The 16,863-nt window shown below is 53.1% G+C and carries 18 protein-coding genes, 1 pseudogene and 1 riboswitch; of the genes and pseudogenes, 12 read left to right on the top strand and 7 right to left on the bottom strand.

The features are described 5' to 3' along the window. Window positions 1–71: 71 nt before the first annotated feature. The 4 genes from AC2FAJ_RS05285 (at window position 72) to htpX (ending at window position 4,495) form a co-directional block, all read left to right on the top strand. Window positions 72–569, top strand: a complete 498-nt coding sequence (locus AC2FAJ_RS05285) for a GAF domain-containing protein (RefSeq protein ID WP_008500476.1) — start codon at window positions 72–74, stop codon at window positions 567–569. A gap of 96 nt (window positions 570–665) precedes the next feature. Further along, window positions 666–1,352 (top strand): RNA chaperone ProQ, encoded by a 687-nt coding sequence (gene proQ, locus AC2FAJ_RS05280; RefSeq protein ID WP_028013543.1) that lies wholly within the window; start codon window positions 666–668, stop codon window positions 1,350–1,352. A 19-nt stretch (window positions 1,353–1,371) separates the two neighbouring features. Then, window positions 1,372–3,420, top strand: coding sequence for a carboxy terminal-processing peptidase (prc, locus tag AC2FAJ_RS05275; RefSeq protein ID WP_028013542.1), 2,049 nt, complete (start codon window positions 1,372–1,374; stop codon window positions 3,418–3,420). 193 nt (window positions 3,421–3,613) lie between these two features. Further along, window positions 3,614–4,495: a protease HtpX gene (htpX, locus tag AC2FAJ_RS05270; protein WP_010432647.1), complete on the top strand. Its 882-nt coding sequence runs from the start codon at window positions 3,614–3,616 to the stop codon at window positions 4,493–4,495. Between the two features lie 50 nt (window positions 4,496–4,545). Here the strand turns inward: htpX and AC2FAJ_RS05265 are convergent, their stop codons facing one another. Next, window positions 4,546–5,919 carry an MFS transporter gene (locus AC2FAJ_RS05265; protein ID WP_041909476.1) on the bottom strand — a complete coding sequence of 458 codons (1,374 nt, stop codon included), beginning with the start codon at window positions 5,917–5,919 and terminating at the stop codon, window positions 4,546–4,548. A 178-nt stretch (window positions 5,920–6,097) separates the two neighbouring features. On the opposite strand from AC2FAJ_RS05265, the gene kdgR reads away from it, so the two are divergent. Beyond that, a complete protein-coding gene (gene kdgR, locus AC2FAJ_RS05260) occupies window positions 6,098–6,889 on the top strand; it encodes a DNA-binding transcriptional regulator KdgR (RefSeq protein WP_014884288.1) in 792 nt (263 codons plus the stop codon). A 65-nt stretch (window positions 6,890–6,954) separates the two neighbouring features. On the opposite strand, the gene AC2FAJ_RS05255 is transcribed toward kdgR, so the two are convergent. Next, window positions 6,955–7,194, bottom strand: a complete 240-nt coding sequence (locus AC2FAJ_RS05255; protein WP_041909477.1) for a YobH family protein — start codon at window positions 7,192–7,194, stop codon at window positions 6,955–6,957. A 159-nt stretch (window positions 7,195–7,353) separates the two neighbouring features. Here AC2FAJ_RS05255 and mgrB point away from each other — a divergent pair, with 159 nt between their 5' ends. The 7 genes and pseudogenes from mgrB to rlmA all read left to right on the top strand — a co-directional run bounded on the left by mgrB (window position 7,354) and on the right by rlmA (window position 12,586). Beyond that, entirely contained in the window at window positions 7,354–7,497 is a 144-nt protein-coding gene (gene mgrB / locus AC2FAJ_RS05250) for a PhoP/PhoQ regulatory lipoprotein MgrB (protein WP_006175995.1), read from the top strand. A gap of 74 nt (window positions 7,498–7,571) precedes the next feature. Further along, on the top strand, window positions 7,572–7,862 hold the full coding sequence (locus tag AC2FAJ_RS05245; RefSeq protein WP_047364849.1) for a YebO family protein: 291 nt from the start codon (window positions 7,572–7,574) through the stop codon (window positions 7,860–7,862). Window positions 7,863–7,885: 23 nt separating this feature from the next. Then, a complete protein-coding gene (locus tag AC2FAJ_RS05240; protein ID WP_075206196.1) occupies window positions 7,886–8,875 on the top strand; it encodes an MBL fold metallo-hydrolase in 990 nt (329 codons plus the stop codon). A gap of 524 nt (window positions 8,876–9,399) precedes the next feature. Next, a pseudogene (locus AC2FAJ_RS05235) lies at window positions 9,400–9,544 on the top strand (DUF2627 domain-containing protein). A gap of 13 nt (window positions 9,545–9,557) precedes the next feature. Next, the gene (gene cspE, locus AC2FAJ_RS05230) at window positions 9,558–9,767 is read left to right on the top strand and encodes a transcription antiterminator/RNA stability regulator CspE (protein ID WP_001062678.1); all 210 of its coding nucleotides are present in this window, start codon (window positions 9,558–9,560) and stop codon (window positions 9,765–9,767) included. 217 nt (window positions 9,768–9,984) lie between these two features. Continuing rightward, on the top strand, window positions 9,985–11,703 hold the full coding sequence (gene ftsI, locus AC2FAJ_RS05225) for a peptidoglycan glycosyltransferase FtsI (RefSeq protein ID WP_248112399.1): 1,719 nt from the start codon (window positions 9,985–9,987) through the stop codon (window positions 11,701–11,703). A 67-nt stretch (window positions 11,704–11,770) separates the two neighbouring features. Next, complete coding sequence (gene rlmA / locus AC2FAJ_RS05220; protein ID WP_041909483.1) at window positions 11,771–12,586, top strand: 23S rRNA (guanine(745)-N(1))-methyltransferase; 816 nt, start codon at window positions 11,771–11,773, stop codon at window positions 12,584–12,586. Here rlmA and mntP read toward each other — a convergent pair. The 5 genes from mntP to manX form a co-directional block, all read right to left on the bottom strand. Beyond that, window positions 12,583–13,149 carry a manganese efflux pump MntP gene (gene mntP / locus AC2FAJ_RS05215; protein WP_041911997.1) on the bottom strand — a complete coding sequence of 189 codons (567 nt, stop codon included), beginning with the start codon at window positions 13,147–13,149 and terminating at the stop codon, window positions 12,583–12,585. The genes rlmA and mntP overlap by 4 nt on opposite strands. Before the next feature lie 81 nt (window positions 13,150–13,230). Further along, a riboswitch (yybP-ykoY riboswitch) is annotated at window positions 13,231–13,350 on the bottom strand. Between the two features lie 198 nt (window positions 13,351–13,548). Continuing rightward, on the bottom strand, window positions 13,549–14,007 hold the full coding sequence (locus AC2FAJ_RS05210; protein WP_041909484.1) for a DUF986 family protein: 459 nt from the start codon (window positions 14,005–14,007) through the stop codon (window positions 13,549–13,551). A gap of 54 nt (window positions 14,008–14,061) precedes the next feature. Beyond that, window positions 14,062–14,913 carry a PTS mannose transporter subunit IID gene (locus AC2FAJ_RS05205; protein ID WP_006810994.1) on the bottom strand — a complete coding sequence of 284 codons (852 nt, stop codon included), beginning with the start codon at window positions 14,911–14,913 and terminating at the stop codon, window positions 14,062–14,064. Window positions 14,914–14,925: 12 nt separating this feature from the next. Next, on the bottom strand, window positions 14,926–15,726 hold the full coding sequence (gene manY, locus AC2FAJ_RS05200) for a PTS mannose transporter subunit IIC (RefSeq protein ID WP_003859914.1): 801 nt from the start codon (window positions 15,724–15,726) through the stop codon (window positions 14,926–14,928). Window positions 15,727–15,773: 47 nt separating this feature from the next. Then, window positions 15,774–16,742 carry a PTS mannose transporter subunit IIAB gene (gene manX / locus AC2FAJ_RS05195; RefSeq protein ID WP_028013533.1) on the bottom strand — a complete coding sequence of 323 codons (969 nt, stop codon included), beginning with the start codon at window positions 16,740–16,742 and terminating at the stop codon, window positions 15,774–15,776. Window positions 16,743–16,863 lie beyond the last annotated feature (121 nt).

The following is a 16,863-nucleotide window of genomic DNA, read 5'->3' as shown; positions in this document are numbered from 1 at the left end:
GCATGAGCGCATTTATTGCTTATTTTAATAGGCTATGCGGTAATTTTGTAAGACAACTAAGTGATTGAATAATGAACAAAACAGAATTCTACGCGGATCTGAACCGCGATTTTAAGGCATTGATGGCAGGTGAAACCAGCTTCTTAGCCACTCTGGCAAATACTAGCGCATTGCTGTTCGAACGGCTATCCGATGTGAACTGGGCTGGCTTTTACCTCCTGGAAGGTGAAACGCTGGTGCTGGGTCCGTTTCAGGGCAAACTGGCCTGCGTGCGTATTCCGGTAGGGCGCGGCGTATGCGGTACCGCGGTGGCCGAGAATCAGGTTCAGCGCGTGGAAGATGTTCATGCGTTTGACGGGCATATCGCCTGTGATGCTGCCAGCAATTCAGAGATCGTTCTGCCGCTGGTGGTAAAAAATCAGATTATTGGCGTTCTGGATATCGACAGTACGGTCTTCAGTCGCTTTACAACCGAGGATGAACAGGGGCTGCGCGAGCTGGTGGCGAATCTGGAAAACGTCCTCGCTGCAACCGATTATCAAAAATTCTTTGCGAGCGTCGCAGGATAATCAACGGATAACGTAGCATTTACTGATAGCGTCATTATAATGACGCCTGTTCATGCCTGCGCTTGTTGGCAACGTCCGTTGTAATCAGGAAATTTCATGGAAAATCAACCTAAGTTGAATAGCAGTAAAGAAGTTATCGCATTTCTGGCCGAGCGTTTCCCGCAGTGCTTCAGCGCGGAAGGTGAAGCACGTCCCCTGAAAGTCGGTATTTTTCAGGATCTGGTAGCGCGTGTTGAAGGGGAAATGAACCTCAGCAAAACTCAGCTGCGTTCTGCCTTACGTCTTTATACTTCGAGCTGGCGTTACCTGTACGGTATCAAACCGGGCGCGACCCGCGTGGATCTCGACGGCAACCCTTGCGGCGAGCTGGACGAGCAGCACGTAGAACACGCGCGCAAGCAGCTGGAAGAAGCCAAAGCACGCGTTCAGGCACAACGTGCAGAACAGCAGGCGAAAAAACGCGAAGCCGCAGCGGCAAACGGTCAGGAAGAAGCGCCTCGTCGTGAGCGTAAACCACGTCCTGCGCCGCGTCGTCACGACAATAACGATCGCAAACCGCGTGCAGACAAACCAGCAGCGAAAGCCCCTCGTGCGCCTCGTGAAGAGCAGCGCCATACTCCGGTTTCTGACATTAACGCCCTGAGCGTGGGTCAGGCTCTGAAGGTAAAAGCGGGCAACAACGCAATGGACGCCACCGTACTGGAAATCACCAAAGATGGCGTTCGTGTACAGCTGACTTCTGGTATGTCAATGATTGTACGCGCAGAACACTTGTTGTTCTGAAACGGAGGCCAAGCCTGGCATGAACACTTTTTTTAAGCTCACCGCGCTGGCGGGCCTGTTTGCCATAACAGGTCACGCTTTCGCAGTGGACGATATCACGCGTGTTGATCAAATTCCGGTACTCAAGGAAGAGACGCAGCACGCGACGGTAAGCGAGCGTGTAACCTCTCGCTTTACCCGCTCGCACTATCGTCAGTTCGATCTCGATCAGGCCTTTTCGGCCAAAATCTTTGACCGCTATCTGAACTTGCTGGATTACAGCCATAACGTTTTGCTCGCCAGCGATGTCGAGCAGTTCGCTAAGCGCAAATCCGAGGTGGGTGATGAGCTGCGGTCAGGCAAGCTGGATCTGTTCTACGATCTCTACAACCTGTCGCAAAAGCGCCGCTTTGAACGCTATCAGTACGCGCTGAAAGTGCTGGAACGTCCAATGGACTTCACCGGCAACGACACCTTTAATCTCGATCGCAGCAAAGCGCCCTGGCCGAAAGACGAAGCCGAGCTGAACGCGCTGTGGGATGGAAAGGTCAAATACGATGAGCTAAGCCTCAAGCTGACCGGCAAAGATGAAAAAGAGATCCGCGACACGCTGACGCGTCGTTACAAATTTGCCATTCGCCGTCTGGCGCAGACCAACAGTGAAGATGTTTTCTCACTGGCGATGACCGCCTTTGCGCACGAAATCGATCCGCACACCAACTATCTCTCTCCACGCAATACCGAACAGTTCAATACTGAGATGAGCCTGTCTCTGGAAGGTATTGGCGCGGTACTGCAAATGGATGATGACTACACGGTGATCAACTCCATGGTCGCGGGCGGCCCGGCATCCAAAAGCAAAGCGATAAGCGTAGGCGATCGCATTGTGGGGGTAGGACAAACCGGTCAGAGCATGGTTGATGTCATTGGCTGGCGTCTGGACGATGTGGTTGCGCTGATCAAAGGTCCGAAAGGCAGCAAAGTTCGTCTGGAAATTCTGCCTGCCGGTAAAGGCACCAAAACCCGTATCGTGACCCTGACCCGCGAGCGTATTCGTCTGGAAGACCGCGCGGTGAAAATGTCGGTGAAAACCGTGGGTAAAGAGAAGGTGGGTGTCCTGGATATCCCTGGCTTCTACGTGGGGCTGACCGACGATGTAAAAGTTCAGCTGCAGAAACTTGAGAAGCAGAACGTGAGCAGCGTCATCATCGACCTGCGCACGAACGGTGGCGGTGCGCTGACCGAAGCGGTGTCGCTCTCAGGGCTGTTTATCCCGTCTGGCCCGGTTGTACAGGTGCGTGATAACAACGGTAAAGTTCGTGAAGATGCTGATAACGACGGTGTGGTCTATTACAAAGGCCCGCTGGTGGTCCTGGTTGACCGCTTCAGCGCGTCCGCATCTGAAATCTTTGCCGCTGCAATGCAGGACTATGGCCGCGCGCTAATCGTGGGTGAGCCCACCTTCGGCAAAGGTACTGTTCAGCAGTATCGCTCGCTGAACCGTATTTACGATCAGATGCTGCGTCCGGAATGGCCTGCGCTGGGCTCCGTTCAGTACACCATTCAGAAGTTCTACCGCGTTAACGGCGGCAGTACGCAGCGTAAAGGCGTAACGCCGGATATCATGATGCCGACCGGCACTGAAGAGACTGAAACCGGCGAGAAGTTTGAGGATAACGCGTTGCCGTGGGACAGCATCAATGCTGCGACATTCGTGAAGGCAGGTGATATGACGCAGTTTGGCCCTGAGCTGCTGAAAGCGCATAATGAACGCATCGCGAAAGACCCGGAATTCCAGTACATCATGAAGGACATTGCGCGTTTCAATGCTCTGAAAGATAAGCGGAATATTGTTTCTCTGAACTACGCTCAGCGTGAAAAAGAGAACAACGAGGACGACGCAACGCGTCTGGCGCGTATCAACGATCGCTTCAAGCGAGAAGGTAAGCCTCTGCTCAAGAAACTGGACGATCTGCCAAAAGATTACCAGGAGCCGGATCCGTACCTGGACGAGACGGTGCATATCGCGCTCGACCTGGCGAATCTGGAAAAAGAGAAGCCTGCCGTACAGCCCGCTCCGGCAAAATAATCTCTCAACAGGCACAAGAAATTGTGCCTGTTTCTTTTTGTTCTGCATCCTTCCGTCAGGCTGATTTCCAATTGTGTAAAGTTGTGTCTTTCTGGTGACTTACGCCCACCGGATGCTTGAAAATAGCCGTAATACCCATACGATGTGGGTAATCGCATAGTGCGTTTTGTTAAACTGAGGTTAAAAGAAAATTATGATGCGAATCGCGCTCTTCCTGCTCACCAACCTGGCGGTGATGGTGGTTTTCGGGCTAGTGCTAAGCCTGACGGGAATTCAGTCGAGCAGCGTTCAGGGTCTGTTGATTATGGCGCTGCTGTTTGGTTTTGGTGGCTCTTTCATTTCCCTGCTGATGTCAAAGTGGATGGCGCTGAAATCCGTAGGCGGTGAGGTGATTGAACAGCCGCGTAACGACATGGAACAGTGGCTGATGAATACGGTGGCACAGCAGTCTAAGCAGGCAGGCATTGCGATGCCGCAGGTTGCTATTTACCATGCCCCGGATATTAACGCGTTTGCTACGGGTGCCCGTCGTGATGCGTCGCTGGTTGCCGTGAGCACCGGGTTGTTGCAGAACATGAGCCGTGACGAAGCCGAAGCGGTTATCGCGCACGAAATCAGCCATATCGCCAACGGTGACATGGTGACCATGACCCTGATTCAGGGTGTGGTGAACACCTTCGTTATCTTCATCTCTCGTATCCTGGCGCAGATTGCGGCTGGCTTCATGGGTGGCAACCGTGATGAAGGTGAAGAGAGCAACGGTAATCCGCTGATCTACTTCGCCGTATCGATGGTGCTGGAACTGGTGTTCGGTATTCTGGCCAGCATTATCACCATGTGGTTCTCCCGTCACCGTGAGTTCCATGCGGATGCCGGTTCAGCGAAGCTGGTAGGGCGTGAAAAGATGATTGCCGCCCTGCAGCGTCTGAAAACCAGCTACGAGCCGCAGGAAGCGAACAGCATGATGGCCTTCTGCATCAACGGCAAATCAAAGTCGCTGAGCGAGCTGTTTATGTCTCACCCACCGCTGGATAAACGTATTGAAGCGCTGCGCAGTGGAGAATACCTGAAGTAACGCTAAGCGCTTAAATAAGCCGGGCAGGAGAACACTCCGCCCGGCTTTTTTTATGCCTGAACGCCGGGTTGGGTCACGCGCAACCCGCTGACGATGGCTGCAAGGGTGGCAAGGGCGCCTGCGGTGAGAAGCGCAACGTGGTTGCCGTTTTGCCCGGCAAGGTTAAACATCAGGGCAACCAGCGCCGCACCGGTGCTTTGCCCCAGCAGACGCGCGGTCCCCAGCATGCCGCTGGCACCTCCGCTGCGGTGGCGCGGTGCAGAGGTAATAATGGTGTGGTTGTTGGGGGACTGAAACAGGCCAAACCCGGCTCCGCACAGGATCATGCGCCAGATGATGTCCAGATCCCCTGGCGATGATGGCAGCAGCGCCAGCGCGAAAAGACCTGTTGCCATCACGGCCAGCCCCACCGCGCCCAACAAACCGGCATGTACACGTTCTATTAAATAACCTGCCAGGGGGGCCATCACCATCGTCGCCAGCGGCCAGGGGGTTAACAGCAGCCCGGTCTCCACTTCGGAACGTCCTATCACGCTTTGCAGGAAGAAGGGCAGAGAAACCAGAGCCAGCATCTGGGCGCAGAATGAGCAGACGGAGGTGCAGATGGAAAGCGAAAAGAGGGGAATACGCAGCAGATCGACCGGCAGTAAGGGCACCGGCAGGGAAAGCTGGCGGCGAACAAAGAAGAAGCCCGTCACCAGCAGGGCAACAAGCTCCACGGCGGTTAGCATCAGGGATTGACCCTGCGCAAAACCGCTCAGGGCGGTAATCAGCAGACCAAAGGTGAGCGCATTCATCACCGCGCTTGCTACGTCAAAGCGCGGCATGGTGCTTTTCGGGCCGTTAGCGGGGAGAAATCGCAGGGCAAAGAAGATGGCCACGATACCCAGCGGCACGTTTATGGCGAACAGCCACTGCCACGAGGCGACAGAAAGAATGGCCGCTGCAATCGTTGGCCCGGCGGCAGAAGAGACCGCGACAATAAACGAATTTATCCCCATGCCGCGGCCCAGATGGCGGTGCGGATAAATTAGGCGGATTAGCGCCGTATTGACGCTCATCAGCGCCGCGCCGCCAAAACCTTGCGCGATGCGCGCCAGCGTCAGCGTATGCAGAGAGTCCGAAAGGGCGCACAGCAGTGATGTAAAGGTAAATACCACCAGCCCGCACTGATATACCCGACGGTAGCCGAACATATCGCCCAGAAAAGAAAAGGAGAGCAGGGAAACCACAATCGCAATCTGATAGGCGTTAACAATCCATATCGAACTGGCCGGGGAAGCATGCAGATCGGTGGCAATGGTGGGAAGGGCAACGTTCGCAATCGCGCCGTCAAGAACGGCCATTGAGATACCAATAATAATCGTAGCGATAGCGCCATACCGCTGGGGCAAAGGCAGGCCATCGGAAAGGTTCTTTTCCATCGGGGATAAATAGCTCAGAGTGAAATTATTCTCAGGGTAACTATTTTAGCATCGTTAACACCGTTTTATGTCGCAGATTTGTAACGAAGTAAACGCGGATTGATTGCAGGTAACATGACGGGAATTTATAATAAAAACCGGTTCTGATTTTTATAAAACACTCTCTATGAGGTGGTAAATGGCAATTGCGGATTTGGATAAACAGCCAGATTCAGTTTCTTCCGTGCTGAAGGTGTTTGGCATCTTACAGGCGCTCGGGGAAGAGCGTGAAATTGGTATCACAGAGTTGTCACAGCGCGTGATGATGTCGAAAAGCACCGTTTACCGCTTTTTGCAAACCATGAAATCACTGGGTTACGTTGCACAGGAAGGCGAATCTGAAAAATATTCTCTGACGCTGAAACTGTTTGAACTGGGTGCCCGGGCATTGCAAAACGTGGATCTGATCCGTAGCGCGGATATTCAGATGCGCGAGATCTCCCGCCTGACCAAAGAGACTATCCACCTGGGCGCGCTGGATGAAGACAGTATTGTTTACATCCATAAAATTGACTCCATGTATAACCTGCGTATGTATTCGCGCATTGGTCGTCGCAACCCGCTTTACAGCACGGCAATCGGTAAGGTTCTGCTGGCGTGGCGCGATCGTGAAGAAGTTAAACAGATCCTCGATGGCGTGGAGTACAAACGCAGCACTGAACGCACCATTACTAACACCGATGAGTTATTAACGGTGCTCGACAAGGTGCGTGAGCAAGGGTACGGCGAAGATAACGAAGAGCAGGAAGAAGGGCTGCGCTGTATTGGCGTTCCGGTGTTTGACCGTTTTGGCGTCGTGATCGCAGGGTTGAGCATCTCTTTCCCAACGCTTCGCTTCTCGGAAGAGCGCCTGCACGAGTACGTGGCTATTCTGCATACCGCCGCGCGTAAGATTTCTGAACAGATGGGTTACCACGACTATCCGTTCTAACCCCGGTTAGCATAAAAAAACGCCGCATCTTTGCGGCGTTTTTTATTTGTCGTAAACGCTGTGGCTCAGCCATTATCAATCACGACGGAGGTCTTACGCAGTACCGGGCAGTTGGTTAACCCAATGATCCCGCTATCCGAATGGAGATACTGCGCCGTGCTGACTCCCTGTGCTGTTAAATACTTACATTGAATGCCTAACCCTGCGGCGTTTTCGGTGCTTCCCACCAGCACGCCATAACCCGTTAAAAGAAGGCCAATCCAGAGTATCGCCAGTGCAACAATTGTACGAATAATTAAGCGCATTATTACCTCTTTATCATTGTTATCATGATGCTAGCCTAACCGGTTTACGTAATGAAACAAGTGCAGGATTCTGAAAAGAGCCTGATGGCGCTACAGTTAGTCCTTGTTTAAGATAACCGTGATAACCTGGTCATATCAGGTCTTTAAACGGAGTGTGGAGTGAAAAAAATACGCTGGGTGATTCTGATTATCGTGCTGATAGCGTGCGTGGTGTTGTGGACGCAGACTATCAACGTGATGTGCGATCAGGATGTACAGTTTTTTAGCGGCGTTTGCGCAATCAATAAGTTTATTCCGTGGTAGCACGCATTTTTTCTTCAGGTGATTTCCTTCCTTCGCGCCAGTGGTAAAATAGACGTTTTTATTGAGGTGGTGAAATGGGTGAGTTACTGAATTCAGGGCTGCTAAATATGGCATCCCTGACGATCTCTTTGGTTGTTCTGCTGGTGGGGCTGGTCATTTGGTTTTTCGTAAACCGTGCCAGTTCACGTACCAATGAGCAGATCGAACTGCTGGAAGCGCTGCTTGAGCAGCAAAAACGGCAGAATGCACTGTTGCGTCGTCTGTGCGAGGCTAACGAGCCGGAAGAGAAAGAAGCACAAAAAGAAGCGGTCGCTGACGAGAACAACGATCAAGACGATTTTATCCGCCTGGTGGCTGAGCGTTAATCGTATTATTCCGGGAGGTGGCAGTGGTCTGGAAAAATCCCTGGTATGACCCCTCCCTGAAACATCACACCCCAAACGGTTTTCGTAATACCACTTCTGCAGGACACCAGCCTGGCGACCTTGACCGCTGGCGCAAAGAACGCAAAGCAGCTGGCTTACCGAAGCCGCCCGCGCTCGGCTACGATGACTTTATCCGGCGGTGGTGGCAACCGGCCGATCTTCAGCAGCCGCAGCAGGATGGGGCGTGGTGGCTCGGACATGCGAGCATACTGCTGCAGCTGGACGGCAATTTCCTTCTTACCGATCCCGTTTTTTCAAGGCGCGCTTCTCCACTTCCTTTCTTAGGGCCGCAGCGTAGAACGCCTCCGGCACTCTCTGTCGATCAACTGCACCAGCTTGACGCGGTCGTTATCTCGCATAACCATTACGATCATCTTGATGAACTCACTGTTCGCCACATTCTCAAACGCTTTCCCGACGTCAGTGTGTTTGTTCCTTTAGGCCTGGGCGGCTGGTTTCGCCGCCGGGGCGCAAAACAGGTGGTTGAGCTCGACTGGTGGCAGAGTTTTACCTGGCAGGGGATAACATTATCCGCCGTACCGGCGCAGCACTGGAGTATGCGCACGCTCTGGAACCGCAATCGCTCATTGTGGTGCGGCTGGGTCTTTGAAGGGCGGCATCACCGGTTCTGGTTTAGTGGCGATACCGGCTATTCGCCTGAGCTGCTGATGATACCGGAACGTTTGGGGAAAATTGATGCTGCAGCATTGCCCGTTGGCGCCTATGCTCCACGATGGTTTATGGCCGTACACCATATGGATCCCCAGTCTGCCGTTGCGCTGTGGCAACAGTTAGGTTGCCCGCTGGCGTTCCCTGTTCACTGGGGCGTGTTTGAGCTGGCGGATGAAGCGCTGGATGACCCCATAAAAGAATTAACTGATGCGCTGGATAATGTAGCACCAGTTAATAATACTTTCAGGATACTGAAAGTTGGCGAGTATTTACCCTTATAAACGAAGCGATGAATTGTTGCGTATATTATGTATGTATTCGTCGTCAGGAAAATTTTAATTTTATCGAAACGTTTTGCTTGCCTTGTTTTGATGCAGAGTCATAAAAATTTCATTATTTTGGTGCATAACAATGCTAATTACCTGATGGATTTTAATACAGAAGGGTGCGGATTATTAACATCGTTTTTGGCTGAAACAATACGGTCACGTTACAATGATTTAAGCATAAGTTTTCACAATTTGTTCTAACTCAATCAACACCAAAGATTTCTTTTCCCGACTGCTGGACGCATTGTAATGATTGAGCTATGTTAAAAAAGTCTTAGATTACAGCGGTTGTGCAAGCAGCGTTGAGTCTGTGTAAGGGAGTATAGCCGTCTGTTTGAGAAGCGCATAATTGTGCAATTCCTTACAGACAGTGTTCGAATTTGTGCGGCGGATCGAGACATGTTTAAAAATGGCTTGCCATATTAAACATAGTGTGTGATAACACGTTTTGGGTCAAACGAGGTACAGTTCTGTTTATGTGTGGCATTTTCAGTAAAGAAGTCCTGAGTAAACACGTTGTCGTTGAATACCGCTTCTCTGCCGAACCTTATATTAGTGCCTCATGCAGTAATGTCTCAGTTTTATCTCAGTTAATGCCTGCGGGCTAAGAAAACACTCTAAGGAATTTTGCAAAATGGCAAAGATTAAAGGTCAAGTTAAGTGGTTCAACGAGTCTAAAGGTTTTGGTTTCATTACTCCTGCTGATGGCAGCAAAGACGTGTTCGTACACTTCTCTGCAATCCAGGGTAACGGCTTCAAAACTCTGGCCGAAGGCCAGAACGTTGAGTTCGAAATTCAGGACGGCCAGAAAGGCCCAGCTGCAGTTAACGTAACTGCTATCTGATCGAACCGCTGCTGACTGGGGCGCATAGCGCTTCACTCTCAGACATAAAGCCTCGCATCATGCGGGGCTTTTTTATTCCCTATCTTTCAAAATATTACTATCTACGGTCTTGTTAGCAACTTGTTGCAAAGCTGCGAGGTTAGTATCACAGTTTCGCCTCCCTAAGCGCATCTTTTCTCGTTAAATCAGAGCGTTGTTTAACAGCTCTGGGGTTCAGGTGAAGAAAAAATTGATATTAACCGCTGGCAATTTCACGCCGGCGCGTTTTGCGCTGCTCTGTTTCGCTATTTTCTGCAGTCTGGCCTTTTTACTTGGCCGCGTTGCCTGGCTACAAATCATCAAACCTGACAATCTGGTGAAGCAAGAAGATATGCGATCCCTCCGTCAGCTGGCGATTGATGCGCCGCGTGGGATGATTATGGATCGTGAAGGGCGACCGCTGGCGGTCAGCGTGCCTGTCCGGGCCGTATGGGCCGATCCAAAAACGGTGCTGGCAAAAGGGGGCGTTGGGTTTGATGAACGCTGGCAGGCGCTGGCGAGCGCGCTGCATCTTTCGTTGAGCACCCTTTCATCACGAATTAACGCCAACCCCCAGGGCCGCTTCATCTACCTGGCGCGTCAGGTCGATCCTGCTCAGGCGAAGTGGATTGATAAGCTCAATTTACCCGGCATTAATTTGCGCGATGAATCCCGCCGCTTTTACCCGGCAGGCCACGTGGCGGCGAACCTGATTGGCTTCACCAATATTGACGGGCAGGGCATTGAAGGGGTGGAGAAAAGCTTCAACACTCAGCTGACCGGTAAAGCGGGTATCCGACAGGTCCGGGAGGATCGCTACGGGCGCGTGGTTGAAAACCTGACGGAAGTGGCACCCACGCCGGCACATAACATCCAGTTGAGTATTGACGAGCGGCTGCAAACCATTACCGAAGACGCGCTGGACAATGCCGTCGCCTGGAATAAGGCCGAGTCAGGGGCATCGGTGCTCATTAATATCCCCACCGGGGAAATACTCGCCATGGCGAGCTATCCGGATTTCAATCCCAATAACCGGGAAGGCGCGACGATAAACGATTTTCGCAACCGGGCAATCAGCGATACGTTCGAGCCCGGTTCGACCGTTAAGCCGCTGGTGTTGATGACGGCTCTGCAGCAGGGGCTGGTCCAGCCGGACAGCGTCATTGATACCCACCCGTATACCCTTGACGGGCATCGTATCCGCGACGTGGGTTATTATCCTGAGCTGACTATGACCGGGATCCTGCAAAAATCGAGCGACACCGGCGTATCCCGGCTCTCGCTGGCGATGCCTGTCCAGCATCTTATTGATACCTATCGAAACTTTGGATTTGGCACCAACACGGGGCTTGGCTTAACGGGCGAAAGCGCCGGGCTGTTGCCACAGCGTAAATACTGGAGTCAGCTAGACCGTGCGACTTTTGCCTTTGGCTACGGCCTGATGGTCACACCGCTCCAGCTTGCCCACGTCTACGCGACGATTGGCGGCTTCGGGCTTGAGCGTCCACTCTCCATCACCCGCATCGATCCCCCGGTTATCGGCCACCGCGTCATGCCGGAGGAGATCGCGCATGAAGTGGAGCACATGATGGAAAGCGTCGCGCTGCCCGGCGGCGGGGGCGTTAAGGCCGCCGTTCGCGATTATCGCGTGGCGGTTAAGACCGGGACGGCGAAGAAAATTGATGATAGCGGCAAATATGTCGATAAATACGTCGCCTATACCGCAGGCGTTGCGCCTGCCAGCGACCCGCGTTTCGCCCTGGTGGTGGTGATTAACGATCCACAAAACGGGGCCTACTATGGCGGGGCGGTTTCCGCGCCGGTCTTCAGCGAAATCATGGGCAACGTGCTGCGCCTGGAGAATATTAAACCCGATGGCCTGCCGGCCGGTTCAGACCACCTTATCGTCATGCGGTAATCCAGCCATTTTATAGCAGGGCGAATAGCGGTACACTTCGCCCTTTGGTTTATCTCCCGGAGTTTCCATGTCCTTCAGCTGTCCCCTTTGCCACGCGTCACTGACGCGCTCAGATAAAAGTTATGCCTGTCCGCAGGGACATCAGTTTGATATGGCGAAAGAAGGGTATGTGAATCTTCTTCCGGTGCAGCACAAGCGCTCCCGCGATCCGGGCGATAGCGCAGAGATGATGCAGGCGCGCAGGGCGTTTCTCGATGCCGGGCACTATCTGCCGCTACGGGAGACGGTAGCGCAGATGCTGGGTGACTTATTGCCTGATTCGGCGTCCGCCATGCTTGATATCGGCTGCGGGGAAGGGTACTACACCGCACGGTTTGCGGATGTGGTGCGGGAGAAGGGGGCCGTGACATTCGGTCTCGACGTGTCGAAAGTGGCGATCCGCGCAGCGGCTAAACGTTACGCTGGCGTGACGTTTTGCGTGGCATCCAGCCACCGGCTGCCGTTTGATAATGCCAGTATGGATGCCGTTATCCGCATCTACGCGCCGTGTAAAGCAGACGAGCTGGCGCGCGTGGTGAAGCCCGGAGGCTGGGTGATAACCGTCACGCCGGGCCCGCGTCACCTGATGGAGCTGAAGGGACTCATTTACGATGAGGTGCGTCTGCATGCCCCCCACTCTGAACAGCTGACAGGCTTTACGCTGAAGCAGGAGCATTCAGTGGCGTATGAAATGAGTTTGAACGGGGAAGAAGCGGTAGCCCTGCTGCAGATGACGCCGTTCGCGTGGCGGGCAAAGCCGGAAGTATGGGATGCATTAGCGGCTCGGACGACGTTTGGCTGCCAGACGGATTTCAGTATCCACGTCTGGCAGCGCGACGCTTAAGGCGCGAAGTGTGCCCAGAGGATCTGGGCACCAATGCCGATCAGAACAATACCGCCTAAGATCTCGGCGCGTTTACCCAGCAGCGGGCCAATAAACCGCCCGACCATCATGCCCAGCGTGGACATAATCAGCGTTGCACAGCCAATGGCCAGCGCGGTGGCGATAATATTGACCTGCAGGAATGCCAGACCCACCCCGACGGCCATGGCGTCCAGGCTGGTGGCAATTGCCGTGGTGACCAGCAGCCAGAAACCGTGGCGGTGCAGCGGTGCTTCATCTTCATCATCATTCCCGCGAAAACCTTCAATCATCATTCGGCCTCCGAGAAACACCAGCAGGACGAACGCAATCCAGTGGTTCCACTCCAGCACGAACTGGCTGGCGAGCATGCCCAAACCCCAGCCGATGAGCGGCGTCAGCGTTTCGATGGCACCAAAGATCAGACCGGTGCGCAGAGCTTCTGTGAATTTAGGTTTGTGAAGCGTGGCGCCTTTGCCGATGGAGGCGGCAAATGCATCCATGGACATGCCAAAAGCGAGAAGGATCGTAGCGGAGATGTTCATAAGAGCGTCCAGACCGGGGATATCCATATGACACATCACTGCCCCCAGTAAACAGCAGTTGATGTATCTATGGTCTCGCCTGATCTCTTTTGCACGGTAAGCGTGCTGAAAGAGATCCGTACGCGCCACGTTTTTCAACGAGTATGTTGACGCGTACATTTCCTGCGTGCAGGAAATCGGCTACTCCCCAACGACGGGCGCAACCTTAACATATTTTGAGAATATAAAACAACAACGAGCAAGACTTAATTTACCTGCGTCTTTGATAACGATTTTCATTTAGGTTTATGCGTGAAAATATCGTTAATAAATATAAGTCAAAGAGGCGAGAAGATATAGCAACGGCTATATTCTTTGCGAAAGAATATCACAATATATAGCCGAGGGTATAATGTTAACTTATTGAGTTTTAACGAGTAATGTGTAGATTTTCTCAAGGTCATCAATATTTTTGACCCGAATGAGCAGGCGGCGCTGTTCTAATTGCATCACTAACACGCCGTCCTCGGATAAATTCATCTCTTTAATACGGTTATATTCTATCCAGACATTGGCGAAGAAGAATCCGTGTTTTTTAAAAATGAGTTTTGGCGAGCGGATCCAGAACAGGTAAATCGCCATTAATGCCAGCGCACATAATAACCATGTGGTTAATATTGCACCGTGGCTGGTCACATTATTGTAAATCAGAATGACCACCAGGCCGGCGAAGATAAATGCATCAATGCGTCCACGGCGTAAGAGGGGAAGGGTCAGCAGCGTCTCGCCGTTACGGCGAGGCATAATGAACTCGTCATAGATCGCGTAAGCCAGAAGGGCAACAATAAACAACACCAGTACGATGTCCGTAACAGTCATTCATCCTCCAGATAAAAAGACCGGGGGCAAGCCCCCGGTCGATAACGCAATGTTTTACAGGCCCAGCAGGCCGACAGCGTAGCCCGCGATACCGATGACGAAGAAGCCAACGATGATCCACAGCGGGTTCACTTTCTTACGCAGCAGCCACATACAGGCGAAGGTCAACAGCAGCGGCACCAGGCCAGGCATCAGCTGGTCCAGAATCGTCTGCACGGTGGTGACGCGGGTTTGACCATCCTGACCGGTGATGGTTGAAACCACCAGCGGGATGTTCACGTGCGTCCACTTGTTAACCAGCGCCCCCATCACAAACAGGCCGAGAATAGACGCCCCCTCGGTCAGTTTCTGCAGGAAGCCGCCGCCCATATCCTTAACGATGTCCACGCCCTTACGGTAGCCGTAGGCCACGCCGTAGTAACGGGTCAGCAGACGTACCGCGTTGAACAGGATAAAGAACAGCAGAGGACCGAGCAGGCTGCCGCTCATCGCGATCCCGGCACCCAGCGCCGCGAAGACCGGACGAACAGTACCCCAGAAGATAGGGTCGCCCACGCCAGCCAGCGGACCCATCAGACCGACTTTGATACCGTTGATGGCACCATCGTCAATCTCCGCGCCGTTCGCACGCTGCTCTTCCATCGCCAGCGTCACGCCCAGAACCGGAGCCGCGACATAAGGATGGGTGTTGAAGAATTCCAGGTGACGCTTAATCGCCTGACGGCGTGCTTCGTTGTTCTCAGGGTAGAGGCGTTTTATCGCCGGCACCATTGAGAAGCAGAAGCCCAGCGCCTGCATACGTTCGAAGTTCCATGAACCCTGAAACAGGTTAGAACGGATGAACACGCCACGAATATCACCCGGAGTGAGTTTTTTCTCTGTGGTAGTTTTTGTCATATCAACCATTTCGCTCACCTGTTAGTCCAGTTCGTTATCGAGATCGTTGTTACCAGCAGCCTGCGCTGGGGCACCCGCAACACGGTTGTATTTTGGGCTGAGCTGGATGTAGAGAATCGCCATCACGGCACCAATCACGCCCAGCGCAACCAGGTTGAAGTTGGTGAATGCTGCGGTGACGAAGCCGAGGTAGAAGAACGGCATCAGGTAGCCCGCGCGCATCATGTTGATGACCATCGCGTAACCTACCACGACGATCATACCGCCTGCGATGTTCAGACCGCTGGTGACCACTTCAGGAATCGCGTTCAGCATGCCCTGAACTTCACTGGTGCCGACAGAGATCGCAACGATAACCGCCGGGATTGCGATACGCATCGCCTGCAGGAACAGGGACGACACGTGGATCCAGGAGAGTGCCGTGAGGTTGCCGTTCTCGGCCGCCTTATCCGCCGCGTGCTGGAAGGCCACGGTGATGGTACGAACGATGATGGTCAGCACCTGGCCTGCTGCGGCCAGAGGAATGGCAAGGGCAATACCTGCACCAATACTCTGATGACCGGCAATAACCAGAACGGTTGAGATGATAGAGGCCAGTGCGGCATCAGGCGCAACGGCGGCACCGATGTTCATCCAGCCCAGGGCGATCATTTCCAGCGTACCACCGATGATGATACCGGTTTTCATATCACCCAGAACGGCACCGATCAGCGTACAGGCCACCAGAGGGCGGTGGAACTGAAATTCATCAAGTACGGATTCCATACCCGCAATACACGCGACGATGAACACCAGCACAATCTGAAGAGTGGTAATCTCCATTGTACTTCTCCTATAACATAAGCTTTATGTGAAAAACCGGCGCGGGCTTATTTCCCAACTTTACCGATCAAATCCATCATTTTCAGTTTCTGGTCAGTGGAAACCTTACGGGCTTCCAGCTCAATACCGCGGGCATTCAGCTTGTTGAACGCCTCGATATCTTTCGCATCAACTGAAATCGCGTTGTTGACCTGCGTTTTGCCCTGACGGAAAGCCATACCGCCGATGTTCACGGAGGTGATTTTCACGCCGCCTTCAACAATGCGCTCGACGTCTGTCGGGTTAGTAAACAGGAGCATCACGCGTTCACCCGCATATTTCGGGTTGTTGTAAACGCGGATCATCTTGGCGACATCCACCACGTGCGCGGTAACGCCCGGTGGTGCAACCTGAGTCAGAAGGGTTTTACGGACAGTGTCGGCGGCCACTTCGTCACTGACCACGATGATACGCTGTACGTTGGTCTCTTTGGTCCAGCGAGTCGCAACCTGTCCGTGAATCAGACGGTCATCAATACGCGCCAGGCCGATAACCATGTAATCGTTCGGTCCCATCGGTTTTGCCGGTGCTGCTGCTTTCGGTGCCGCCGCAGCCGGGGCAGGGGCGGGTTTTTCAACCGGCTGGGCCTTCAGGGCTTTCACCCCTTCGCGGCCGGTTTCAACGGCCAGCGCGACCAGCTCATCGAAGCCTGGGTTATCGTCGCGCGCCATAAAGGTTTCCACCAGCATGGGAATGTTTACCCCGGCGACGACTTCATAATGCTCTTTATCGACGACAATGCGGCTGGCAGCATTAAACGGACTGCCGCCCCATGTATCGACGAGAAACAGCACGCCTTTGCTGGTATCCAGCTTCGCGAGTTGAGCGTTGTACTTCTCAATCAGCGTCTCGGCATTTTCACCGGGAACGAAATCGATCCAGCCGACGTTTTCCTGCTCGCCCAGCAGCATCTCTGCCGTTTTGAGTAGCTGCTCAGCAGCCCAACCATGTGTGCCTATGACAATAGCAATGGTCACTTGCTACCTCCTTTTATTATCATTAATACGCCTGCCCGGCAGACGTACTGAGAATCGTATTGGCGAACCGAATCGATTCAGATAAGGGTTAGAGTTCAAAAAACTAAGACTTCCGCGAATT

The organism is Enterobacter cloacae complex sp. 385G4 (genome assembly GCF_057320665.1).
This window is presented reverse-complemented; position numbering and strand designations above follow the sequence as displayed.

Coding starts and splice junctions, on each gene's coding strand:
- AC2FAJ_RS05285 (WP_008500476.1), top strand. CDS start 72: ATGAACAAAACAGAATTCTACGCGGATCTGAACCGCGATTTTAAGGCA.
- proQ (WP_028013543.1), top strand. CDS start 666: ATGGAAAATCAACCTAAGTTGAATAGCAGTAAAGAAGTTATCGCATTT.
- prc (WP_028013542.1), top strand. CDS start 1,372: ATGAACACTTTTTTTAAGCTCACCGCGCTGGCGGGCCTGTTTGCCATA.
- htpX (WP_010432647.1), top strand. CDS start 3,614: ATGATGCGAATCGCGCTCTTCCTGCTCACCAACCTGGCGGTGATGGTG.
- AC2FAJ_RS05265 (WP_041909476.1), bottom strand. CDS start 5,919: ATGGAAAAGAACCTTTCCGATGGCCTGCCTTTGCCCCAGCGGTATGGC.
- kdgR (WP_014884288.1), top strand. CDS start 6,098: ATGGCAATTGCGGATTTGGATAAACAGCCAGATTCAGTTTCTTCCGTG.
- AC2FAJ_RS05255 (WP_041909477.1), bottom strand. CDS start 7,194: ATGCGCTTAATTATTCGTACAATTGTTGCACTGGCGATACTCTGGATT.
- AC2FAJ_RS05245 (WP_047364849.1), top strand. CDS start 7,572: ATGGGTGAGTTACTGAATTCAGGGCTGCTAAATATGGCATCCCTGACG.
- cspE (WP_001062678.1), top strand. CDS start 9,558: ATGGCAAAGATTAAAGGTCAAGTTAAGTGGTTCAACGAGTCTAAAGGT.
- rlmA (WP_041909483.1), top strand. CDS start 11,771: ATGTCCTTCAGCTGTCCCCTTTGCCACGCGTCACTGACGCGCTCAGAT.
- mntP (WP_041911997.1), bottom strand. CDS start 13,149: ATGAACATCTCCGCTACGATCCTTCTCGCTTTTGGCATGTCCATGGAT.
- AC2FAJ_RS05210 (WP_041909484.1), bottom strand. CDS start 14,007: ATGACTGTTACGGACATCGTACTGGTGTTGTTTATTGTTGCCCTTCTG.
- AC2FAJ_RS05205 (WP_006810994.1), bottom strand. CDS start 14,913: ATGGTTGATATGACAAAAACTACCACAGAGAAAAAACTCACTCCGGGT.
- manY (WP_003859914.1), bottom strand. CDS start 15,726: ATGGAGATTACCACTCTTCAGATTGTGCTGGTGTTCATCGTCGCGTGT.